The 22,746-nt window shown below is 65.8% G+C and carries 21 protein-coding genes; 11 read left to right on the forward strand and 10 right to left on the reverse strand.

Going from position 1 to position 22,746, the window contains the following annotated elements; genetic code table 11:
- Nucleotides 1–241 precede the first annotated feature (241 nt).
- Genes recO through GGR45_RS03090 form a run of 3 tightly spaced genes read left to right on the forward strand, consistent with a single transcriptional unit; the run spans nucleotide 242 to nucleotide 3,177 of the window.
- Nucleotides 242–973 (forward strand): DNA repair protein RecO, encoded by a 732-nt coding sequence (recO, locus tag GGR45_RS03080; RefSeq protein ID WP_175312699.1) that lies wholly within the window; start codon nucleotides 242–244, stop codon nucleotides 971–973.
- A 54-nt stretch (nucleotides 974–1,027) separates the two neighbouring features.
- Nucleotides 1,028–2,071: a 3-isopropylmalate dehydrogenase gene (leuB, locus tag GGR45_RS03085; RefSeq protein WP_175312700.1), complete on the forward strand. Its 1,044-nt coding sequence runs from the start codon at nucleotides 1,028–1,030 to the stop codon at nucleotides 2,069–2,071.
- 5 nt (nucleotides 2,072–2,076) lie between these two features.
- Nucleotides 2,077–3,177 (forward strand): glycosyltransferase family 2 protein, encoded by a 1,101-nt coding sequence (locus GGR45_RS03090; protein WP_175312701.1) that lies wholly within the window; start codon nucleotides 2,077–2,079, stop codon nucleotides 3,175–3,177.
- Nucleotides 3,178–3,181: 4 nt separating this feature from the next.
- Here the strand turns inward: GGR45_RS03090 and GGR45_RS03095 are convergent, their stop codons facing one another.
- The gene (locus tag GGR45_RS03095; RefSeq protein WP_175312702.1) at nucleotides 3,182–4,426 is read right to left on the reverse strand and encodes a phospholipid carrier-dependent glycosyltransferase; all 1,245 of its coding nucleotides are present in this window, start codon (nucleotides 4,424–4,426) and stop codon (nucleotides 3,182–3,184) included.
- Between the two features lie 259 nt (nucleotides 4,427–4,685).
- Between GGR45_RS03095 and GGR45_RS03100 the strand changes: the two genes are divergently transcribed.
- Complete coding sequence (locus GGR45_RS03100; protein ID WP_285138876.1) at nucleotides 4,686–6,545, forward strand: glycoside hydrolase family 35 protein; 1,860 nt, start codon at nucleotides 4,686–4,688, stop codon at nucleotides 6,543–6,545.
- Nucleotides 6,546–6,684: 139 nt separating this feature from the next.
- On the opposite strand, the gene GGR45_RS03105 is transcribed toward GGR45_RS03100, so the two are convergent.
- Entirely contained in the window at nucleotides 6,685–6,990 is a 306-nt protein-coding gene (locus tag GGR45_RS03105) for a hypothetical protein (protein ID WP_175312703.1), read from the reverse strand.
- 134 nt (nucleotides 6,991–7,124) lie between these two features.
- Between GGR45_RS03105 and GGR45_RS03110 the strand changes: the two genes are divergently transcribed.
- From GGR45_RS03110 to GGR45_RS03120, 3 genes are read left to right on the forward strand one after another with little or no spacing between them, the layout of a single operon-like run.
- Nucleotides 7,125–8,333: a trans-sulfuration enzyme family protein gene (locus GGR45_RS03110; RefSeq protein WP_175312704.1), complete on the forward strand. Its 1,209-nt coding sequence runs from the start codon at nucleotides 7,125–7,127 to the stop codon at nucleotides 8,331–8,333.
- Nucleotides 8,330–8,728 (forward strand): Co2+/Mg2+ efflux protein ApaG, encoded by a 399-nt coding sequence (gene apaG / locus GGR45_RS03115; protein WP_175312705.1) that lies wholly within the window; start codon nucleotides 8,330–8,332, stop codon nucleotides 8,726–8,728. The genes GGR45_RS03110 and apaG overlap by 4 nt, the downstream gene beginning before the upstream one ends.
- Entirely contained in the window at nucleotides 8,725–9,504 is a 780-nt protein-coding gene (locus tag GGR45_RS03120; protein ID WP_175312706.1) for a LysR family transcriptional regulator, read from the forward strand. Before apaG ends, GGR45_RS03120 begins: the two co-directional genes overlap by 4 nt.
- Nucleotides 9,505–9,639: 135 nt before the next feature.
- On the opposite strand, the gene hslO is transcribed toward GGR45_RS03120, so the two are convergent.
- The 5 genes from hslO to parE form a co-directional block, all read right to left on the reverse strand.
- Nucleotides 9,640–10,554 carry an Hsp33 family molecular chaperone HslO gene (gene hslO, locus GGR45_RS03125; protein WP_175312707.1) on the reverse strand — a complete coding sequence of 305 codons (915 nt, stop codon included), beginning with the start codon at nucleotides 10,552–10,554 and terminating at the stop codon, nucleotides 9,640–9,642.
- Nucleotides 10,555–10,672: 118 nt separating this feature from the next.
- A complete protein-coding gene (gene argF, locus GGR45_RS03130; protein WP_175312708.1) occupies nucleotides 10,673–11,596 on the reverse strand; it encodes an ornithine carbamoyltransferase in 924 nt (307 codons plus the stop codon).
- Between the two features lie 52 nt (nucleotides 11,597–11,648).
- Nucleotides 11,649–12,839: an aspartate aminotransferase family protein gene (locus GGR45_RS03135; protein ID WP_175312709.1), complete on the reverse strand. Its 1,191-nt coding sequence runs from the start codon at nucleotides 12,837–12,839 to the stop codon at nucleotides 11,649–11,651.
- 77 nt (nucleotides 12,840–12,916) lie between these two features.
- Nucleotides 12,917–13,909 carry a hypothetical protein gene (locus GGR45_RS03140; RefSeq protein ID WP_221235827.1) on the reverse strand — a complete coding sequence of 331 codons (993 nt, stop codon included), beginning with the start codon at nucleotides 13,907–13,909 and terminating at the stop codon, nucleotides 12,917–12,919.
- Nucleotides 13,910–14,320: 411 nt separating this feature from the next.
- Nucleotides 14,321–16,300, reverse strand: a complete 1,980-nt coding sequence (gene parE, locus GGR45_RS03145) for a DNA topoisomerase IV subunit B (protein WP_175312711.1) — start codon at nucleotides 16,298–16,300, stop codon at nucleotides 14,321–14,323.
- A 152-nt stretch (nucleotides 16,301–16,452) separates the two neighbouring features.
- On the opposite strand from parE, the gene GGR45_RS03150 reads away from it, so the two are divergent.
- A complete protein-coding gene (locus GGR45_RS03150) occupies nucleotides 16,453–17,313 on the forward strand; it encodes an outer membrane protein (protein WP_175312712.1) in 861 nt (286 codons plus the stop codon).
- A gap of 164 nt (nucleotides 17,314–17,477) precedes the next feature.
- On the opposite strand, the gene GGR45_RS03155 is transcribed toward GGR45_RS03150, so the two are convergent.
- Nucleotides 17,478–18,119, reverse strand: coding sequence for a GcrA family cell cycle regulator (locus GGR45_RS03155; protein ID WP_175312713.1), 642 nt, complete (start codon nucleotides 18,117–18,119; stop codon nucleotides 17,478–17,480).
- Between the two features lie 72 nt (nucleotides 18,120–18,191).
- On the opposite strand from GGR45_RS03155, the gene GGR45_RS03160 reads away from it, so the two are divergent.
- From GGR45_RS03160 to queE, 3 genes are all read left to right on the forward strand, one after another.
- Nucleotides 18,192–19,043, forward strand: coding sequence for an ABC transporter permease (locus tag GGR45_RS03160; protein ID WP_175312714.1), 852 nt, complete (start codon nucleotides 18,192–18,194; stop codon nucleotides 19,041–19,043).
- A gap of 200 nt (nucleotides 19,044–19,243) precedes the next feature.
- Nucleotides 19,244–19,939, forward strand: a complete 696-nt coding sequence (queC, locus tag GGR45_RS03165; RefSeq protein ID WP_175312715.1) for a 7-cyano-7-deazaguanine synthase QueC — start codon at nucleotides 19,244–19,246, stop codon at nucleotides 19,937–19,939.
- A 4-nt stretch (nucleotides 19,940–19,943) separates the two neighbouring features.
- Nucleotides 19,944–20,576: a 7-carboxy-7-deazaguanine synthase gene (gene queE, locus GGR45_RS03170; RefSeq protein ID WP_175312716.1), complete on the forward strand. Its 633-nt coding sequence runs from the start codon at nucleotides 19,944–19,946 to the stop codon at nucleotides 20,574–20,576.
- Between the two features lie 132 nt (nucleotides 20,577–20,708).
- Here the strand turns inward: queE and GGR45_RS03175 are convergent, their stop codons facing one another.
- Together GGR45_RS03175 and GGR45_RS03180 are read right to left on the reverse strand one after the other, a co-directional pair.
- Nucleotides 20,709–21,506, reverse strand: coding sequence for a LytR/AlgR family response regulator transcription factor (locus GGR45_RS03175; protein WP_175312717.1), 798 nt, complete (start codon nucleotides 21,504–21,506; stop codon nucleotides 20,709–20,711).
- Entirely contained in the window at nucleotides 21,503–22,642 is a 1,140-nt protein-coding gene (locus tag GGR45_RS03180) for a sensor histidine kinase (RefSeq protein ID WP_175312718.1), read from the reverse strand. Before GGR45_RS03180 ends, GGR45_RS03175 begins: the two co-directional genes overlap by 4 nt.
- Between the last annotated feature and the right edge of the window lie 104 nt (nucleotides 22,643–22,746).

Genomic DNA, 22,746 nt, shown 5'->3' on the forward strand with positions numbered 1-22,746 from the left:
TGCTCGTCCGTCAGCCAAAACAGGTCGCTCATTACCAGTCTCCTCACGGAGCCTGAATCAGATCGCGACGCTCACATCAATGGGTCCTGACCCTAAGGGCCATCTGCTTCCTCTGGAATTTTATATTAGCTGGAGTATAGGCGGACAATAAAATTGTTAAGGGCAATAAGATCAAGTTCTAATTATGTAGATCTGCTCCCGAATATAGCATCCCACCCCATTCCCCCCTACATCCACAGCCATGCACCGGGTCGCCCCCGCCATCATCCTGTCGGTCCGGCCGCATGGCGAGCATGGGGCGATCGTGCGGGGCTTGACCCGCGATGACGGGGTGCAGGCTGGCTATGTCCGGGGTGGACGGTCGCGGGCATTGCGGCCGGTGCTGCAACCGGGGAACGCGATCATCGGCGAGTGGCGGGCGCGGACGGTGGAGCAACTCGCGGCACTCACCGTTGAGCCCGGGCATAGCCGCGCGGGGCTGCATGGCGAGCCGCTCGCGGCTGCCGGGATCGAGTGGCTGTGTGCGCTGACCGCCGCTGCGCTGCCGGAGGAACAGCCTTATCCGATCCTCTACGATGCGCTCGACGCGGTGTTGACCGCGATCGAGTCGGCCCCCTCGGCGCGCGGCTGGGCGGGGGCGTTGGTACGCTATGAATTGCTGTTGCTGGGGCAGTTGGGGTTCGGGCTCGATCTGGAGCGCTGCACCGTGACCGGAGGAACGGCCGACCTGGCCTATGTCAGCCCCAAGAGCGGGGCGGCGGCGTCGCTGGGGGCGGCGTTCGGCTATGAGGCCAGATTGTTCCGGCTGCCGTCATTCCTGCGCGAGGGCGGCGTCGGGGACTGGCCCGAGATTTTCGACGCGGGCCGGATCACCGCGCATTTCCTGGCGCGCGATATCCTGGCGGGGCTGCGCCACGATCCGATGCCCGCCCGCGCGCGCCTGTTCGATCGGTTCAAAAGGGCGGTTGCGTGATGCCCGCTCGCTAAGGCAAAGGGCGCTCCGAACTTGGGTAAGAAGGGGCCAGCCATGGCATTGATCGCGATCCTCGCCGGTGACGGCATCGGCCCGGAAGTGACGGCGGAAGCGCGGCGCGTGCTGGAGGCGCTAGACCTGGGCCTGACCTTCGAGGAGGCCAAGGTCGGCGGTGCGGCCTATGAGGCAGCGGGTCATCCGCTGCCCCTCGAGACGCTGGAGGCGGCGGGCCGCGCCGATGCGCTGCTGTTCGGCGCGGTCGGCGATCCGCGCTTCGACAATCTGGAGCGCGCGCACCGGCCCGAACAGGCGATCCTGGGCCTGCGCAAGGCGTTTGGCCTGTTCGCGAACCTGCGTCCCGCACGGCTGTTCGAGGGGCTGGAGGATGCCAGTTCGCTGCGCCCCGACATCGCGCGCCGCATCGACATGGTGATCGTGCGCGAACTGACCGGCGACGTCTATTTCGGTGCCAAGGGTCGCGGCACCACCGAGGCGGGCCTTCGCGAAGGCCATGACCTGATGCGCTATGACGAACAGGAAGTGGCGCGGATCGCGCGGGTCGGCTTCGAGACCGCGATGCGCCGCCGCCGCCGCCTGTTGTCGGTGGACAAGGCCAATGTGCTGGAAACCTCGCAGCTGTGGCGCGACGTGGTGATCGAGGTGGCAAAGGATTATCCCGAGGTCACGCTCGACCATATGTATGTCGACAATTGCGCCATGCAGCTGGTGCGCGATCCGGGCCAGTTTGATGTGATCCTGACCGGCAATCTGTTCGGCGACATCCTGTCCGACCAGGCGTCGATGTGCGCCGGTTCGATCGGGATGCTGCCCTCGGCCGCACTGGGCGCGACGGGCAAGGGGCTGTACGAGCCGATCCATGGCTCGGCGCCCGACATCGCGGGGCAGGGCAAGGCCAATCCGTGCGCCGCGATCCTGTCGTCGGCGATGCTGCTGCGCCACTCGTTGGGGCTCACCGAGGCCGCCGACCGGATCGACGCGGCGGTGGCGGGCGCGATCCGGGACGGCGCGCGGACCGGCGATCTGGGCGGCAGCCTGTCGACCCGCGCCATGGCCGACGCGATCCTCGAACGCCTCTGACCCGCATGAGCGCGCTGCTGGAACTCGCGGTCGTCATTCCGACCTTCAACGAGCGCGCCAACGTGCCCGTGCTCATCGCCAAGCTCGACCAGGCGCTGGCCGGGCGGCGGTGGGAGGCGATCTTCGTCGACGACAACAGCCCGGACGGGACGGCGGACGCCGCCCGCGAGCTGGGGCGTGTCGACCCGCGGGTGCGCGTGATCCAGCGCATCGGGCGGCGCGGCCTGTCCTCGGCCTGTATCGAGGGGATGTGTGCGACCGCGGCGCCCATGGTCGCGGTGATCGACGGCGACCTTCAGCATGACGAGACGCTGCTGCCCAGGATGCTCGATCGGTTGCAGGCCGAGCCCGATCTCGACCTGGTCGTCGGATCGCGCTTTGTCGATGGCGGCGGGACGGGCGACTGGGACCGCGACCGCGTCGCCAAATCGGCCTTCGCCACTAAGCTGTCGCAGCGGGTGCTGAACGTCGACCTGTCCGATCCGATGAGCGGCTTTTTCATGGTGCGCACCCAGATCGCGCGCGAGACGGTGCCGCATCTGTCGGGCATCGGCTTCAAGATCCTGCTCGACATCATGAGCGCCTCGCCACGCCCGCTTCGCGCCGCCGAAATGCCCTATGTCTTCCGCGTGCGGACCGAGGGCGAGTCCAAGCTCGATCATGTCGTCGCGATGGAATATCTGATCGCGCTCTATGACCGCCGGTTCGGCAAGGTCATTCCCGTGCGCTTCGCCATGTTCTCGGCGATCGGCGTGCTGGGGGTGGGCGTCCATATGGCGGTGCTCAGCCTGTTCTTCGTGGGTCTGGGCGCGACCTTCCTGGCCAGTCAGATCGTCGCGGTGACGGCGGCGATGACGTTCAACTTCTTCCTCAACAACGCGCTGACCTATCGCGATCGGCGGTTGCGCGGCTTCAAGCCGTTGCTCGACGGCTGGGTGTCCTTCTGTCTGGTCTGTGCGGTGGGGGCGATCGCCAATGTCGGCGTCGCGGCCTTCCTGCACGATGCGCGGGCGAATGAGTGGGCGATCTCGGCGCTGATCGGCGTGCTGGTCGGGGCAGTGTGGAATTATGCGCTGTCGTCGCGGTTCGTGTGGGGACGGTACTGATCCCTCACCGCCAGTCTGTGAACCAGGCCCAGCGCGCAAACGACTTCGGCCCCGCCAGCGGCCCCGCCGTCAGGATCGGGTAGAAATAGACGAACAGACACATCGCCGCGACCAGATAAGCCTCGTCCCAGTCCCGCATCCATCCGCGCCAACGGTTGATCGCCACCGCCAGCGCGACCGACAGCCAGATCGCGGGCAGGAAGTAATAATAATAGAAGCCGAGGGACTTGGGAATGATCGCCCAGACCCCGAACCCCGCGATCCACAGGGCCGCAGCGATGCCCAACCGTATCTCGCGCGTGCGCAGCCAGCCGAGCGCACAAGCGGCCACCGCGACCAGTCCGCCCCACATCACCGCCGGATTGCCGAGCAGGAAGATGCCTCGCTGCGCGCCGTCGGCCACCTCATAAAAATACCAGATCGGCCGCCCGATCACCGGCCAGCTCCACCACGCCGACTGATAGACATGCGGTGGCAGGATCTGGGTCTGGCGCGCATACATCTCCCATTGGAAAGGCAGCAGCCCCGCCAGCGTCATCGGCTCACGCGCATAGAAGAAGGCGGGTGCAAAGGTCGCCGAATAGGCCAGCCCAGCCCCCAGACCGAGCAGCCCCCAGGCCGACCACCATGACAGCCCCGGCCAGCGGCTCGGGTCCTGGCGCTTCATCAGGGCAAGGCCGATCGCCGCATAGCCCAGATAGGGCACCGCCGCCCATTTCACTCCGACCGCCAGCCCCAGCAGCACCGCGCCCAGCATCCATCGCCAGCGGCTCTGCGTCGCGCTGCCGCGCATCGCCCAACCCATCGCTGCGACCGCGAGCACGACCAACGCCGCCATGAATCCATCGAGCATCGCGATCCGGGCCTGCACCAGCACCATGAAGTTGACGATCGTCAGCAGCGCCCCGATCGCCGCGGCGCGCGTTTGCCGGGTCATCAGCCAGACGATGCCGAACACGCCCCCGACGATCGCCGTGCCGGCGACCGTCGACAGCGCCCGCCAGCCCAGCGGAGTGTCGCCGAACAGCAGGATCCCGGCGGCGATCAACGTCTTGCCGAGCAGCGGATGCTCGATGTTGACCGGCCCTTCCAGCGCCAGCAACGCGCGTGCGGCGGGGACGTAATGGATCTCGTCGAACACCAGCGTGTGCGGCATGGTCAACCGCCAGCCGAACAGGGCCTGCGCCGCGACCAACATGGCCAATAGCGCCGGGATGGGGCGGTGGAACGGAGCGAGCAGGCGGCGCATGGCCCCGGTCATGGCCGGGCAGGTCGGGGGGCACAATGGTTTTTCACCCGTAATGCCGCATGGCCGCCGCCAAGCGGAAGGCCGCTCGATCGTTCGTCCTTCCTACCCTCGCTTCGCGGGGTAATGCCCAAATCCGATTCGTCAGACAATTTGACGAACCCCATATTTGCATGGCACCCATAGGGCCGAAGCGGAGGCGGGTGAGGCGGTGTCCGGAACCCCGACTGTGCGAAACGCGACAGAAGAACGGGAGAGTGATGTGACGCAGCGGTTCCGACCGATGATCCTGGCCATCATGGCAGCAACGGCCTGGTCGCCGCTGTCGGCGCAGAGCGCGACCAGCAATGACGGCCCGGCCAAGATCTTCGAGGTGAAGGGCAAGGGTTTCCTGCGCAACGGCCAGCCGCATCAAGTGATTTCGGGCGAGATGCACTATGTCCGCATCCCCCGCGGCTATTGGCGCGACCGCCTGCGCAAGGCCAAGGCGATGGGGCTGAACACCATCACCACCTATGCCTTTTGGAACGCGCACGAGCCACGTCCGGGCGTCTATGACTTCAGCGGCCAGAACGACATCGTCGCCTTCATCCGCGATGCCCAGGCTGAGGGGCTGGACGTGATCCTGCGCCCCGGTCCTTATGTCTGCGCCGAGTGGGAGCTGGGCGGCTATCCGGCCTGGCTCCTTAAGGACCGCAAGCTGGTGCTGCGTTCGACCGACCCCAAATATACCGCCGCCGTCGACCGCTGGCTGGCGCGGCTGGGGCAGGAGGTGAAGCCGCTGCTGCTGAAGAATGGCGGGCCGATCGTCGCGGTGCAGCTGGAAAACGAATATGGCGCGTTCGGCGACGACCAGGCTTACTTGCGCGGACTGGAGGCGAGCTACAAGCGCGCCGGGTTCGCCGACGGCGTCCTGTTCACCTCCAACCAGGGCGGTGATCTGGCCAAGGGCTCGTTGCCCAACCTGCCTTCCGTCGTCAATTTCGGCTCGGGCGGCGCGCAAAGTTCGGTCGCCAAGCTGGAAGCCTATCGTCCCGATGGCCTGCGCATGGTCGGCGAGTATTGGGCGGGCTGGTTCGACAAATGGGGCGAGGAGCATCACGAGACCGACGGCAAGAAAGAGGCCGAGGAAATGGCCTATATGCTCAAGCGCGGCTATTCGATCTCGCTCTATATGGTCCATGGCGGCACCACCTTCGGCTGGATGAACGGCGCGGATTCGCACACCGGCAAGGACTATCACCCCGACACAACCAGCTATGATTATGACGCGCCGATCGATGAGGCGGGCAATCCGCGCTACAAATACGGCCTGATCGCCGCCGCCATCGCCGAGGTGACCGGCAAGCCCGCCGCGCCCACGCCTGCGCCCACGGTTGCGACGACCTTCCCGGTGTCGGACATCCGGCGCAGCGCGTCGCTATGGGACAATCTCCCCACGCCGGTGCGTGCCGCGCAGCCCAAGACCTTCGAGGAGCTGGACCAGAATTATGGCTATGTCCTTTACCGCGTCGCGGTTCCGGCGGGGCCTGCGCAGACGCTGACGCTCAAGGGCATGCACAGCTATGCGCAGGTCTATCTCAACCGCGCGCTGGTCGGCACGCTCGACCGGCGGCTGGATCAGGAGACGGTTGAACTGCCCGCCCGTGCCAAGCCCGCGACGCTCGACATCCTGGTCGAGAATACCGGCCGGGTGAACTATTCCCACGCGATCCGCACCGAACAGACGGGCCTCACCGGCGCGGTGACACTGGCGGGCGCGCCCTTGAGCGACTGGCAGATGTTCCGCCTGCCGATGGATAACCTGTCGTCGCTGAAAATGTCGGCCAAGCCGTGCAGCGGCCCGTGCTTCTACGAAGCGGAGATGACGGTCGCGAAGCCCGGCGACACCTATCTCGACATGCGGGGCGCGCATAAGGGGCAGTTGTGGCTGAACGACCATAATCTCGGTCGCTTCTGGAGCATCGGGCCGGTCCACACGCTCTATACGCCGGCGCCGTGGCTGAAGGCGGGTGCGAACCGAGTGCTGTTCTTCGACCTGACCGGCGATGCCAGCGACCGGCTGAGCACGGTGGACAAGCCGATCTATGGCAAGGTGACGAACCACCGCGAGGCGCAGTAACCCAATATCCTCCCCGGCACGGGGAGGTGGCAGTCCGAAGGACTGACGGAGGGGGCTTCCTCATAGGGCAGCCCATGTGGCGCTCCCCCCTCCACCATCCTGCGGATGATCCCCCTCCCCGTACCGGGAAGGATATACGTCACCGCACTGCGGCCGCCTGGTTGTCGATGACCGCTTCACGCTGTTCGGGGTTCATCGCGGCGGCGTTGACGTCCGCCGCCTTGATCGCATCGGCGCGATCCTCGGCATAGTCGCGGGTCTTTTCCGCCTGCTTGTCGAGCATCTTGGCCTGGTTGCGCAGCGCGTCAGCCTGGCTTTCCATGCCGTCGGCGCGGTTGTCGGCGGCCTTTTCGACATTCTCGGCCAACTTGTCGGTGCCCTTGCCGTTGCAGGCGGACAGCGACGCCAGGCTTGCGGCCAGCAGCAGGCCGATGCGGATGTTCATGGTCATTCTCCCTGTTGGATGGGGGGGAATAACCGAATCGGGCGCTTTTCCGTTCCGCTGCCGTAACGGTGACATATGGCGGCGGCGTCGGAATATCCTTGAACCCCGCTGCCCGGACCGGCAAATGGGCGGGCATGAAGCGCAAGACTGGCCAGGACCGCTCGATCACCACCAAATGGCGTCCCGCAACGCAGGCCGTACGCGGCGGCACCGCGCGATCGGAATATGGCGAAACGTCCGAGGCGCTCTTTCTGACCTCGGGCTATTGCTATGACCGGGCGGGGGATGCGGCGGCGCGGTTCGCGGGTGAGCAGGAGGGAATGACCTATTCCCGTCTCCAGAACCCGACGGTCGAGATGCTGGAACAGCGTATCGCGCTGCTCGAAGGGGCGGAGGCGTGCCGGACCATGGCGTCGGGCATGGCGGCGATGACGGCGGTGCTGCTCTGCCAGTTGCAGGCGGGCGACCATCTGGTCGGCGGCCGCGCGGCGTTCGGATCGTGTCGGTGGCTGACCGACACGTTGCTGCCCAAGTTCGGCATCGCCACGACCGTCGTGGATGCGCGCGACCCGCAGGCCTTCCTGGACGCGGTGCGCCCCGAAACCAAGGTCTTCTTCTTCGAGACGCCCGCCAACCCGACGATGGACGTCGCGGACCTGGAGACGATCTGCGCGATCGCGGGGGAACGCGGGATCACCACGGTCGTCGACAATGCCTTTGCGACGCCCGCGCTCCAGCGGCCAATGGACTTCGGCGCGGACGTGACCGCCTATTCCGCCACCAAGATGATGGACGGGCAGGGCCGCGTGCTGGCGGGCGCGGTGTGCGGAACCGAGGACTTCATCACCAACACGCTGCTGCCCTTCACCCGCAACACCGGGCCGACGCTGTCGGCGTTCAACGCCTGGGTGGTGCTGAAGGGGCTGGAGACGCTGGACCTGCGTATTCATCGCCAGTCGGAATCCGCGCTGAAGGTCGCGACGTTCCTCGAGGGCCGGGTGCCGCGCGTCCTGTGCCCGGCGCTGCCCAGCCATCCGCAACATGCGCTCGCCATGCGCCAGATGAAGGCGGGCGGCAGCATCTTCGCGATCGAACTCGACGGCGGACGGACCCAGGCGCATGGCCTGCTCGACGCGCTGGAACTGATCGACATCTCCAACAATATCGGCGACTCTCGCTCGCTGATGACCCACCCTGCCTCGACCACCCATGCGGGCGTCGCCGAGGAAAAGCGGGTCGAGATGGGGATCGGAGAGGGGATGCTGCGCCTGAATGTCGGGCTGGAAGACGCCGATGACCTGATCGACGATCTCGACCAGGCCTTGCGCGCCGTGGGTCTGTGAAGGCCCTCTTTCCCCATGCGCTGACGACCGGGCCGGTGACGGTCCGGGTGTCGGTCAGCTATCTGCCCGAACAGTCCGAGCCGCAGCGCGGGCGCTGGTTCTGGGCCTATCATGTCCGCATCGAGAATGGGGGCGACCAGCCGGTCCAACTGCTCACCCGCCGATGGATCATCACCGACGCGCGCGGCGCACGCCACTCGGTTGAGGGCGAGGGCGTGGTCGGCGAACAGCCGGTGATCCAGCCGGGTGCCTCCTATGATTATGTCTCTGGCTGTCCGCTGGCGACGACCAGCGGTGCGATGCAGGGCAGCTATCGGATGATCGCGGGCGATGGCGTGACCTTCGACGTCGCCATCCCGCACTTCGCGCTGATCGCTCCGGCGGTGGAATCATGAAGCGCACGCATCTGCCGCTCAATGGCCTGCGCGTGCTCGATGCCGCGGCCCGCCATCTGAGCTTCACCCGCGCCGCCGATGAATTGGCCGTGACCCCGGCGGCGGTGGGACAGCAAATCCGCGCGCTGGAGGATACGCTGGGCGTCGTGCTGTTCCGCCGCACGACGCGCGGGTTGGAGCTGACGCCCGAAGCGGAAGCGGGGCTTGCGCCTCTCCGTGCCGGCTTCCTGCAGTTCGAGGAGGCGGTGCGCGCGATGCAGGCGGGCCAGTCGTCCAAGTCCCTGACCATCGCTGCGCCGCGCGACGTGACCGAGAAATGGCTGATGCCGCGCCTAGCCGCGATCGCCGCGCGCGATCCCGACCTGCGCTTCTCGCTGATCGCGTCGGACGAAGGGCTCGACTTCACCGAGGCCAATCTGGACCTCGCCATCCGCTGGGGCGACGGGCCAGGCGGGCTGGAGGGCGAGGCGATCGAGTCGGACGGGATGATTCCGATCGGCCCGACCGATGCTCCCCTGATCGCCTGGCCGGGGGCGCCCGAGGAAGGCGTCCCTCTCGTCCGGGTCACCGATGCGGGGCTCGCCATCGACGCGGTTGCGGCAGGGCTGGGCCGTGCCATCGTGCCGCAACTGCTCGCCGAACGTGACCTGGCGGAGGGCCGGGTCGTCGCCACCGGCGAAGCGGTGCCCTCGCGCATGGGCTACTGGCTGGTCGCGCCGCTGCCGCAATGGCGCCAGCAAAAGGTCAAGGCGCTGGTCGAGGCGCTGGGCGGCTGATCCTCCCCGGCGCGGGGACGGGGACCATGCGCAGCATGGTGGAGTGGGCGTGCCGCGAGGGCCGCCCGATGCGGAAGCCCCCCTCCGTCAGGCCTGACGGCCTGCCACCTCCCCGTACCGGGGAGGATTTCAGGATCATGCCGCCGGTTCCGCGTCGAACCGCACCGGGAATTTCTTGGCGCAGAACGCGCAGTCGACCTGGATCAGCCCGTCGGCATCCGCCATCTCGCGCCGTTCCTCGACCGAGAATTTGGTGATGACGCTGGCGATATACTCGGCCGAGCAGCGGCAGCCGCGCACGATGGCGGGGCTTTCCGACACGCGGACATTCTGCTCCTCATGGAACAGCCGCCATACGAGCGTCTCCAGCGGCAGCGCGGCGTCAGCCAGCTCCTCGACCTGCATCGTCTCGCCGAGCGCCTGGACATGCTCCCATTCGGGATGATCGAGCTTGACGTGCAGCCGCTCGCGACCTTCCTCGCCCTCGGGCAGATGCTGCAGGAACAGGCCGCCCGCGACGGTGCGACCGTCCGGCCCCTTGCTGATCCCGACGCGCAGCAGGCTGGGTATCTGCTCCGACTGGATAAAATAGCTTTCGGCGGCGGCGGACAGCGTCTCACCATCCAGCGGCACGATGCCCTGATAGCGCTCGCCCGTCACCGCCAGGTCGAAGGTGATCGCCAGATAGCCTTGGCCGAACAGCGCGAACAGCGTCGGGTCGGCGGGCAGCTCGGCCAGCCGGTCCTCGTCATACTGGATATAGCCCCGCAGTTCGCCGCCACGATAATCGCAGACGAGCAGCCGGATCACGCCGCTATCGCTACGCGTCTGGATGGTCAGCTGGCCGCTGGTATCCTTCAGCGTCGCCCCCATCAGCGCGGTCAGGGTCAGCGCCTCGGCCAGCAGTCGCTCGATCACCGGGGGATAGGCATGGGCCGCCAGAATCTCGTCGAGCACCGGGCCAAGCCGCACCATCCGTCCACGTGCATGCTGCTCAGGGATGGTGAACGCGATGGCGCGGTCGAGGTCGGGCAGGGTGATGTCGGTCATGCTCGTGCCTTTACGCACCGGAGGATGTCCGGGCGATATGGTGCCAGTGCGGCAGGGGAAAGAGAAAAGGCCGACGAAGCCGCCGGCCTTTCCATAGATAGGTAATGCCGAGGCGCGATCAACCGATCTGGCCGAAGCACCAGCGCAGGATCGACTTCTGGGCGTGGAGGCGGTTCTCCGCCTCCGGCCAGATCAGCGACTGCGGGCCGTCGATCACGTCCGAGGTGACTTCCTCCTCGCGATGCGCGGGCAGGCAGTGGAGGAACTTGGCATCGGGCTTGGCCAGCGCCATGAGGTCGGCATTGACCTGGAACGGCATCATCGCGGCCAGCTTTTCCTCGGCATGGGCCTGGCCCATCGAGATCCAGGTGTCGGTGACGACGATGTCCGCCCCTTCGACCGCTGCGCGCGGGTCGGTGGTGCAGGTCGCGCGACCTTGGCCCAGTTCCAGCGTGCCCGGCTCCGGATGATAGCCGGTGGGGCAGGCAGCGACCACGTCGAAGCCCAGCAGCCCGCCTGCCTCGACGATCGAGTGCAGGACGTTGTTGCCGTCGCCCAGCCACGCGACCTTCAGGCCCGACAGTGTCTTGCCCGCCTCGATCACGGTCAGCAGGTCGGCCATGATCTGGCAGGGGTGCGACAGGTCGGTCAGGCCATTGATGACCGGCACGCTGGCATAGTGGGCCATCTCCTCGACCTTGGCATGGTCGTCGGTGCGGATCATGATCGCGTCGGTATAGCCCGACAGGATGCGCGCGGTGTCGGCGATCGTCTCGCCGCGACCCAGCTGCATGGTCCCCGCATCGAGCACGATCGACGTGCCGCCCAGCTGGCGGATCGCCATGTCGAAGCTGACGCGGGTGCGGGTCGAGTTCTTCTCGAACACCATGGCGAGCACTTGGCCCGCGAGCGGCGCATCGGCATCGACACGGCCCTTGGTGAAGCCGGCGCGCGCGGCCTTGCGGGCCTGTGCATCGGTCAAAATGGCGGTCACACCCTCGGGACCGGCGTCGGCGAGGTTCAGGAAGTGGCGGATCGTCATGGGTCGGTACTCCGTCCCCCGGCGGTCGGTGCCGCCGGGGTGGCAAAGATCATCAATCGTCGGCGGCGGGGACATAGACGCGCGCGGCGTCCGACAGCTTCGTCGCGAACTCGGTGATGTGGCTCTCGTCGATGGTCAGCGGCGGCAGGATGCGGATGACATTCTCGCCCGCCGCGACCAGCAACAGGCCGTGATTGTCGCGGCAATGCGCCACGAAACGACGGCTGTCGCTTTTCATCTTCAGACCCTGCATCAGGCCGTGGCCGCGCACTTCCTCGAACAGATGATCGAAGTTCGGGATCATCTGCTCCAGCGTCGCGCGCAGCCGCTGGCCCATCGCCTCGACATGCTCGAGGAAGCCCGGCTCCTGCATCACGTCGAGCACCGCCTCGCCGGCGGCCATGGCGAGCGGGTTGCCGCCATAGGTCGACCCGTGGGTGCCAGCCACCATGCCCTTGGCCGCTTCCTCGGTCGCCAGGCAGGCACCCAGCGGGAAGCCGCCACCAATGCCCTTGGCCGACGCCATGATGTCGGGCGTCACGCCATAGAGTTCATGCGCGAAAAATTTGCCGGTGCGACCATAACCGCACTGTACTTCGTCCAGCACCAGCAACAGGCCATGCTCGTCGCACGCCCTGCGTAGCCCCTGCAGGAACTCCATGCTGGCGGGGCGCAGGCCGCCTTCGCCCTGGATCGGCTCGACCAGGAAACCGGCGGTGTTCTCGTCGATCAGCGCGAGTGCGGCCTCCAGATCGTCGAACGGCGCATAGGCGAAGCCGGGCAGCAGCGGCTCGAACCCGTCACGCATCTTGGGCTGGTTGGTCGCCGAAATCGCGCCCAGCGTCCGTCCATGGAACGCGTTGTTGAACGTGATGAGCGTATGACGCTGGGGGTTCCCATTGGCGAAGTGATAGCGGCGCGCGGTCTTGATCGCGCACTCGACCGCCTCGGCGCCCGAATTGGTGAAGAACACCGTGTCGGCAAAGGTCGAATCGACCAGCCGCTGGGCGAAATGCTCCCCCTGCGGGCTGCCGTACAGGTTCGACACATGCATCAGCGTCGCGGCCTGCTTGGCGATCGCCTCGACCAGTTTCGGGTGGCCATGGCCCAGCGCGTTGACCGCGATGCCGGCGGCGAAGTCCAGATACTGCTCGCCATCCTCGCCGTACAGATAGACGCCCTCGCCTCGGACCGGACGCACCCCGCACCGTGGGTAAACGGGCATCAGGGCGGTGATGGTCACGGGGTGTCTCCTTCAAACAGCAAAGGGCGGCATCAAGGGCCGCCCTTTGCGATCATACGGGCTATTGCTTCCCGGCGTCAACGCATCGCCGTCGTCACCGGACGTGGTTGAGGGGTGGGTGCCGTTGCACTGCTCTGCGAGGCTGGTGCGGGTTTGGGCACGGGCGAAAGATCGGTGACCTGCAGGCTGAGATTGGACGTGCGGGTCCGCATCCGCGAGCGGGTTTCCGTCGCGGTATCCGCGATGAACGAGTAGCGCTCAAGACGCGGGAGGTCGCCGTTACGACGTTGCGGTGCATATCGACGTTCCGCGATCGATCGTGTGATGAGGTCCATCCATTGCTTCCGAACGCCATCGGTCTGTTGAACGACCGCGACGTCGGCGACCTTGCCATCGGGGGCAATGAAGAAGCTGACATCGGCCCAAAGCGGTTTGTCGGTGCCGTGCGCTGCGCCGAAAGCCATATCTTGGGTCTTGATCGGCGGCGCGACGAGCAAGGTGGGCTGTGGATTGTCATCGATCTCCAATTGGGCCAGGGCAGCCTGCATGGCCGCCGGCCGGTCCGCAGAAGGCGCGAGCCGGGCCTGCAGCATGCGGACGCCGTTACGGAATGGCAGGAAAGCGGGCGAGGTGTTGCTCAGGATGCGCCCAGTCTGTTCCTGGGCGGGCCGGGTGAATCTCGGCATTACGCTGGCTAGGGCGCTGAGCAACACTGCGGAACGGAACATCGCCATGCCCTCGACCATCGGTAATCCCGCGTCGCGCCCCTGACGCGCAACCTTGTCATATTGCGACAAGGCCGCTTCCAGGTTACCGTTTCGCTGCATCGCGTCACCGATTTCCAGCCGCTGGGCATAGATCCGCGCATCGCCCTCGGGCAGACCCTTTTTCAGCGCGTCGATGGCATCGATCGCGCTCGTCTGGTTCTGGTTGGGGTGGCCGGTCAGATTGGCGAAGAGCCCGGTCGCGCGGTGCATGTCGGACACGTCGATCGGCAGTTGTGCGGCAAAGCGTGCATTGCGTTTTCGGGCAGCCAGCATCGTTTCGCGACCGCCCTTATAATCGCCCATGATGAACTGCGTTTCGGCATAAGCCAACGTCAGCGAGATGTCGCGCTCCGGCGGGCAATGTCGGGCGATACAATCATCCAGATCGGCCTTCAGCTTGGTCAGGCGCTGCCCCGTGACGACGACCGACGTTTCGGCCTTGGCTGCCCCCAGATCGGCATTCGGTCCCCGGAAGATCGACTCCACCGGTGCGGGCGGATTTCGCGGCCTTTGTAACTGATAATCGCCGGGTTCGGGCAGAGTCGGCGTCTGTTGGAGAAGCAGGGCGAGGATAAGCATGACGGGCCTCCGTATTGCCGATCTGCCAGGAGGAGCCAGATCGGCGGGTGACTCCGGATGGGATAGAGGATTGTGTCAGATTCGCTTCATCTCGACCAGCCCCCAAACAACCGATTTACCCGTCTTGAAATGTCCTCACGCGTCGATCACCTCTTCATCCAGTCTTGCCGCATTTTCCTGGATAAACGCAAAGCGATGCGCCGGGTTGTTGCCCATCAGGCGGTCGACGAGATCTTTCACCCCGGCACGCTCCTCATATTCCTGGGGCAGTGTGATTCGGATCAGGCTGCGGCTGGCGGGGTCCATCGTCGTCTCGCGCAGCTGGCCGGGGTTCATCTCGCCCAGGCCCTTGAAGCGCGCGACATCGACCTTCTTGCCCTTGAACGCGGTGCGCTCCAGCTCGGCGCGGTGGGCGTCGTCGCGGGCATAGAGCGACTTGGCGCCGACGGTCAGCCGATAGAGCGGCGGCTGGGCGAGATAGAGATGCCCGCGCCGCACCAGATCAGGCATTTCCTGGAAGAAGAAGGTCATCAGCAGCGTGGCGATATGCGCACCGTCCACGTCGGCGTCGGTCATGATGACGATCTTATCATAGCGCAGCTGGGTCGGGTCGCAATCCTTGCGCGTGCCGCAACCCATCGCCAGCGTCAGGTCGGCGATCTCCTGATTTTGCAGGATCTTGGCCGAGGTGGCCGAAGCGACGTTCAGGATCTTGCCGCGGATCGGCAGGATCGCCTGCGTCTTGCGGTCGCGCGCCTGCTTGGCCGAGCCGCCCGCCGAGTCGCCTTCGACGATGAACAACTCGGTGCCTTCGGGGCTGTCGGCCGAACAGTCGGTCAGCTTGCCGGGCAGGCGCAGCTTGCGCGCCGAGGTGGCGGTCTTGCGCTTGACCTCGCGCTCGGCCTTGCGGCGAAGGCGTTCGTCCATGCGGTCGAGCACATAGCCGAGCAACGCCTTGCCGCGCTCCATATTGGCCGAGAGATAATGGTCGAAATGGTCGCGCACCGCCTTTTCGACCAGCCCGGCCGCTTCGGGGCTAGTCAGCCGGTCCTTGGTCTGGCTCTGGAATTGCGGTTCGCGGATGAAGACCGAGAGCATCAGTTCGGAGCCGACCATGACGTCGTCGGCGGTGATATCCTTGGCCTTTTTCTGATTCACCAGCTCGCCGAACGCACGAAGTCCACGCACCAATGCCTGTCGCAAACCCTGTTCATGGGTGCCGCCATCGGGGGTCGGGATGGTGTTGCAATACCAGCTATAGCTGCCGTCGCTCCACAGCGGCCAGGCGACCGCCCATTCGACGCGGCCCTGCTCGGCCGGGAAATCCTGATTGCCGGAAAAGAAGTCGGCGGTGGCGCATTCGCGGCCAGCAATCTGTTCCTTCAGGTGATCGGCGAGGCCACCCGGGAACTGGAACACCGCGTCGGCGGGCGTGTCGTCGGTGATGAGCTCGGGCGCGCAGTGCCAGCGGATTTCGACGCCCGCGAACAAATAGGCCTTGGAGCGGACGAGCTTGTGCAGCCGCGCGGGCTTGAAGTGCAGCTCCGGCCCGAAAATCTCGATGTCCGGCGTGAAGGCGACGCTGGTGCCGCGCCGATTGGGGGCGGCACCCACCGTCTCCAGCGGGCCGAGCGTCGTCCCTTGCGCGAAACGCTGGCGATAGAGGATACGCTCGCGCGCCACCTCGACCACCGTGTCCGAGGACAGCGCGTTGACCACCGAGATGCCGACGCCGTGCAGACCGCCCGAAGTCGCATAGGCCTTGCCGGTGAACTTGCCGCCCGAGTGCAGCGTCGAGAGGATGACCTCCAGCGCCGACTTGTCGGGGAATTTGGGGTGCGGATCGACCGGGATGCCGCGGCCATTGTCGATAATGGTCAGGCGGTTGCCCGGCTCCAGCTTCACCTCGATGCGGTTGGCATGGCCCGCCACCGCTTCGTCCATCGCATTGTCGAGCACCTCGGCCGCCAAGTGATGCAGCGCGCGCTCGTCGGTGCCGCCGATATACATGCCCGGACGGCGACGTACCGGCTCCAGCCCCTCCAGCACCTCGATCGAGGAGGCGTCATAGGCGGGCTGGGGACGGGCGCCGCCCGCGAACAGATCATTGGACATAACGGGAACTATAGGCCTTGAGACGCGCTTGCGCCAGCTTCGTGGCGCGTGGCCGAATTGCAACAAAACTTTGCCGAAAATCTAACCTGGGATATTTCGGCCGCTGCCGTCCGTTAGCCCGTCACCTTTATGCCAAGGGTACGGGAGTGATAATGATGAAATTCTGGATGGCGGGGGCCATGGCCTCGGCGCTGATCGCTGCGCCCGCGATGGCGCAGGACGGGACCTATGCGGGGGCGGACGATGCGCCCTTCTCCGGCGTCTATGTCGGCGGCAGCTTCGGCTATGACGTGCAGCCCAACGATGTCGGCTCGCGCTTCCTGTTCGACCGCAACCTCGACGGGCGGTTCGGCGACGTGGTGACGACCTCGACCGGCGCCAACGCCTTCTCGCCGGGCTTCTGCAACGGCCGCGCGCGCAGCGTCCTGTCGCCGCAGAACGCCGCGACCGGCTGCGACAACGACAAGGACGGCATCGCCTATTATGGCCGCGTCGGCGTCGACCATCAGGTCGGCAACATCGTCTATGGCGCAGTGGGCGAGTTCGGTAAGTCCGAGATCACCGACAGCGTATCGGCCTTCTCGACCACGCCCGCCTGGTACACCATGACCCGCAGCATCGACTGGGAAGCCTCGGTTCGCGGTCGCGCAGGATATGCGGCGAACAACACGCTGTTCTACGGCACGTTTGGCGGCGGCTATGCCCGGATCAACCGCGAGTTCACCACCTCGAACGGGTCGAACGCCTTTGCTCTCGGCGGCAAGCGCAACCAGTTCGGTTTCCTCGGCGGCGGCGGCATCGAGCAGAAGATCGGGCGCAATTTCTCGATCGGCATGGAGTATATGTACCATCAGTATCGCGACGACGACACGCGCGTCCGCGTGACCCAGGGCAGCGCCCCCGCGACCAACCCGTTCGTGCTGGCACCCAACACGGCGGGTACGGATATCCGACGGTCGGACGACAAGTTCCGCTGGCACTCGCTGCGGGCGACAGCGGCGTTCCGGTTCTGATGGGAGGGGCACGCCCTGTCGCTTGAGGAAAGCGACGGGGCGTGTACTTCGACCTAACGGAGATTGGTCCCCGAACGCCGTTCAGTCGACGCCCACGGGATTACACCAGCCAAGAAAAAGCCCGCCGGTCGCGAAACCGGCGGGCTTTTCTCATGACCCAGATATTAGCGGACGCGCGGGCCGCCAAAGGGCAAAGGCGGCGGCGGACGGCGGTCGCGGCGAGGCAGCTGTGCCTGATAGGCATGGCCGCAATGCGCGACGCAATAGGGGAAGCCTGGATTCACCTTGTCGCCGCAAAAGTGAAAGTCCGGCTCACCCGGATGGCCGATCGGCCATTTGCAGATGCGGTCGTTCAGGTCGAGCAGCGAGGTCTTGCCCGCAATCTCCGGGCTCGGCTTGGCGGGGACCAGACGGCGCGGCGGGGCGGGCGAGGGCGGGGGCTGCTGCTCGCCGGGCGACTGGCGAACGAAGCCGCCGGGACCCACCGAGCGCAGGATCGGCTGCGGCTCGCGAACCGGCTCGGGCGCGGGCTCGGCGTCGACGACCGGTGCGGCGCGAATCGGTTCGGGCTCGGGTTCCGGTTCCGGCGCAGGCGCCGGCGGCGCCGCCGCAACGACCGCCTCGGCGACGACGGCCGGCTCATTGGCCTTTACCGGCGACGGTCGCGCCTGAAGGCCCAGGCGGTGCGCCTTGCCGATCACCGCGTTGCGGCTAACTCCGCCCAGTGCTTCGGCGATCTGGCTGGCGGTCTGCCCCGCCTCCCACATCGTCCTGAGCGTATCGATCCGCTCATCGGTCCACGACATTCGAAACCTTTCCTCATTCCATCCATCGCACCGGGTTGCGGGCGGCCACGGCAACGGTTACGCGCTATGACGATGAGCAGCCAGCCCCCCATCGGCGAAATCCACTCGGCGGTGCGCGCCGCCCCCGGTGAGCCCGTAATCCGGAACATCAACTGGGGCGGCCTCAAGACCCTCTATATCAAGGAGGTGCGCCGTTTCTTCAAGGTGCAGCTCCAGACGATCTGGGCGCCATCGGTCACGACGCTGCTTTATCTCATCATTTTCACCACCGCTCTGGGCGGCCGCCATGCCGTGCCCGTCGCGGGCGCGCAGGTGCCGTTCGCCGATTTCATCGCGCCGGGCCTGATCGTGATGGGCATGATGAACAATGCCTTTGCCAATGCCAGCTTCTCGCTGCTGGTCGGCAAAATCCAGGGCACGATCGTCGATTATCTGATGCCGCCGCTCTCCACGGCGGAGCTGCTGGCCGCGCTGGTCGGCGGCGCGGTGACGCGCGCGGTGCTGGTCGGGGTAACGGTGTGGGCCGCGATGGCGATCTGGCCGGGGGTGCATGTGACGCCGCACGCTTTTTTCGCGGTCCTGTGGTTCGGCCTGCTGGGTTCGGTATTTCTGGCGCTGCTCGGCGTGTTGACCTCGATCTGGGCGGAGAAGTTCGACCATGCCGCCGCCGTCACCAATTTCGTGGTCGTACCGCTGTCGCTGCTGTCGGGCACCTTCTATTCGGTCGACGGACTGGCGCCAGCCTTCCGCGCGATCAGCCATGCCAACCCCTTCTTCTATGTCATTTCGGGGTTCCGATACGGCTTCCTGGGGCTGGCCGACTCGCCGGTAACGCTGGGCGGGATCATCGTTCTGGCCATCGACGCCGCGATGGCGGTGCTGTGCTACGCGCTTTTGCGCAAGGGCTGGAAGCTGAAGAACTAAAACGGACCGTTTTTTTCTATTTGTTAACCATCCGGCTGCTACAAGCGGCTTCTGCTTCAGCAGCGGAAATCTCCCTCGTCCGGGTCATCAGCATGCCCGGTCAGGTCCTTGGCGGGATTGCCTTGGCGGTCCCGCCGTTTCTTTTCCGATCCACCCCCGGCATTGCAACGGCGCGCCAATCGGCGTAGCGCGGCCAGATCATGACATCTTCTGCTCCCATGGCGGTCGTGCTCGTTTCGGGCGGGCTGGACTCGATGATTTCCGCCGCCTCGGCCAAGGCCGCAGGCTATCATATCCTCGCGCTTTCGGTGGACTATAATCAGCGCCACCAGATCGAACTCGCCGCCGCGCGTCGAGTCGCCCATGCGCTCGGCGCCGAGCGCCACATCGTCCTGCCGCTCGACCTGTCGGCCTTTGGCGGATCGGCGCTGACCGCCGATATCGACGTGCCCAAGGACGGGGTTCAGCCGGGCATTCCCGTCACCTATGTCCCGGCGCGCAACACGATCTTCCTCAGTCTGGCGCTCGGCTGGGCCGAGGCGGCGGGCGCGCGCGACCTGTTCATCGGGGTCAACGCGCTCGATTATTCGGGCTATCCCGATTGCCGCCCCGAATTCATCGCGGCCTTTGAGGGGCTGGCCGAGATTGCGACCAAGGCGGGCGTCGAAGGCCAGCCGTTCAAGATCCACGCGCCGCTCCAACACATGACCAAGGCCGATATCGTGCGCGAAGGCGCGCGGCTGGGCATCGACATGGGACTGAGCTGGTCCTGCTACGATCCCGCGCCGGGTGGCTTGCATTGCGGTCTCTGCGACAGTTGTCGCCTGCGGTCGAAGGGGTTCGAGGAAGCGGGCATTCCCGATCCCACCGCCTATGCGGTGAAGCCGCAGGGCTGACGCCATGAGCTATGCCGTCAAGGAGATGTTCCTGACGCTCCAGGGCGAGGGGGTGCAGGCCGGCCGGCGCGCGGTGTTCGTGCGCTTTGCGGGCTGCAATCTGTGGTCGGGCCGTGAGCAGGACCGGGCCAGCGCCATCTGCCGCTTCTGCGACACCGATTTCGTCGGGGTCGATGGCCTGGGCGGCGGGCGTTTCGCCGATGCGCAGGCGCTGGTCGCGGCGGTCGAGGGGTTTTGGGGCGAGTCGCGGGATGAGCGCTTCGTCGTGCTGACGGGCGGCGAGCCGATGCTCCAGGTCGATGATGCGCTGGTCGATGGCCTGCACGCGGCGGGCTTCTTCGTCGCGATCGAGAGCAACGGAACGCTTGCCGCGCATCCGCGACTCGACTGGGTGTGCATCAGTCCCAAGGCGGGGTCGGAGGTCGTCCAACGGTCGGGGCAGGAACTGAAGCTGGTCTGGCCGCAGGCGGGGATCGATCCGGCTGAGGTCGAGCGCTGGGACTTTGCAAACCACCTGCTCCAGCCACTCGACGATCCTCGGGCGGAGGCGAATCGCGAGGCGTGCATCGCCATGGTGATGGAGCGGCCGCGTTGGCGGCTGACGCTCCAGACGCACAAGATGCTGGGGTTGCGGTAAAATCTTATTCCTCCCCTGTAAGGGGAGGTGGCGGCGCGGAGCGCCGACGGAGGGGGGTCGCCCTCTCGATAGCGAGACACCCCTCCACCATGCTGCGCATGGTCCCCTCCCCTTGCAGGGGAGGAATTGGCCTCAATGAACGAACCGCGCCACCACGTCGCGGTAGCTCCGCGACACCTTCACCTGCGCCCCCGATTCGAGCAGCAGGAAACATTCGCCATTGGTGTGCGGCTTGACCTGTTTGACCAGGTCCAGGTTGACGATGGTCGAGCGATGCACCCGCTGGAACCGACGCGGATCGAGGCGCTTTTCCAGGTCCTTCATCGTCTCACGCAGGACCAGCGAATTGTCGCCGGTGTTGATGACCATGTAATCGCCCGCCGCCTCGATCATCTCGATCGTGTCGACATCGACGCGGAAAATCTGGCCGCGATCCTTGATGTTGATCAGCTTTTCGAACCGGCTGGAGGCGACCTCGCCGCCCTCGTTCAGATCGGCGACCGCCTCGGGCGCATGTTCGGCGAGCACTTCCTTCAGCTTCTCGACCTCGCCCGCGCCACGCTTCTCGTTCAGGCGCTGGCGCACCCGGTCGAGCGTATCGGCCAGGCGCGCTTCCTCGACCGGCTTCATCAGATAATCGACCGCCTGCGCCTCGAACGCGCGCAGGGCGTGGTCGGAATAGGCGGTGACGAAGACGAACAGCGGCGGCTCGACTTCCATCAGCCCCTGAACCACGGAAAAGCCGTCGAAACCGGGCATCTGGATATCGAGGAAGACGAGGTCGGGCTTGTGCGTCTTGATCGCGCGGATCGCCTCGCGCCCGTTCGAGCAACGCTCGATGATCTCGACGTCGTCGTGCGCCTGGAGCCGGAGCTCCATGCCCTGGATCGCCAGGGGCTCGTCGTCGACGAGGATGGTACGGATGGTCATGCGGCCTCTCTGTTCACATTCTCAAGCTGGAAGGGGATCTCGATCTCGACCGAGAAACCTCCAGCTGGCGCGGAGCGGGATTCGAAACGATGGTCCGGGCCATAAGCCTGGGCCAGCCGTTCGCGGATATTGGACAGTCCAACGCCGGTCGAAACGCTTGAGGAATGACGGATTTCGTGCAAGCCGGGGCCGGTGTCGGATACGGCGATCCGCACCCGTTGCCCGACCAGTCGCACATCGACGCGGATTTCCGCGCCTTCCTCCTGCGGCGTGACGGCGTATTTGATGGCGTTCTCGACCAGCGGTTGCAGCAGCAGCGAGGGCAGTCGCGCGCGCTCGGCCCGCGGGTCGATCTCGAAACTGGGACGCAGACGATCCTCAAAGCGCATCTTTTCGATTTCGAGATACAGTTTCAGCGTTTCGACCTCTTGCGCCACGGTGACATGCGCCGTGGGCTCGTTCGCCAGCGTGTAGCGGAGGAAGGCTGACAGCCGGCTTAACATCGCATTGGCCCGCTCGGTCTGTTTCAGCAGCACCAGCGTCGAGATGGAATTCAGCGTGTTGAACAGGAAATGCGGATTGAGCTGATAGCGCAACATCGCCAGCTGCGCCGAGGACGCCTGCAACTCCAGCGCGCGCATCTCGTCGATCTGGCTCTCGACGATCAGATAATAGTTGATCGCGAAATACAGCGCCGACCAGCCCGCCAGCACCACGAAGGTGATGAACAGATTACCGATCAGCAGCGTGACGGTGACGCCCGGCTGGGTCGTGGTGATGAACGAGAAGGAAAAGGCGTTGAGCGCGGCATATAGGAAGGTCGCCGCGGCCAGCGTCGCCAGCGTCAGGAACACCCCCATGATGCGCGGGATGCGCCGGTAATAGCCGTACAGCGTCGAGAGCAGCAGGGTGATGCAATAGCCCAGGATCGCCTCGATGATCACCGGGATGATCTTCTCCAGCGAAAAACCGTTGGAGATGCCAACCACCGATCGCAGCACCAGATAGCCCGACCACCCGGCCGCCTGCAGCGTCCAGAAGGCGCGCGCCTTGTTCTCGAAAAACGGCCGCACCGACAAGGGATCGGAAGCGGGGAGCGAAGCAGAGGACGTCGCGACGGGCGAGTGGATGGCCATGGCCGGGCGACATCTACACGGCCTGACGGGTAAGGGCAAAAAAGAAGGGCCGCCCTTCCCGGAGGAAGGACGGCCCCGAAGCCACTCGGCGCTAACGCCCGGTC

Source organism: Sphingomonas zeae, from assembly GCF_014197135.1.
Lineage (GTDB): Bacteria > Pseudomonadota > Alphaproteobacteria > Sphingomonadales > Sphingomonadaceae > Sphingomonas > Sphingomonas zeae.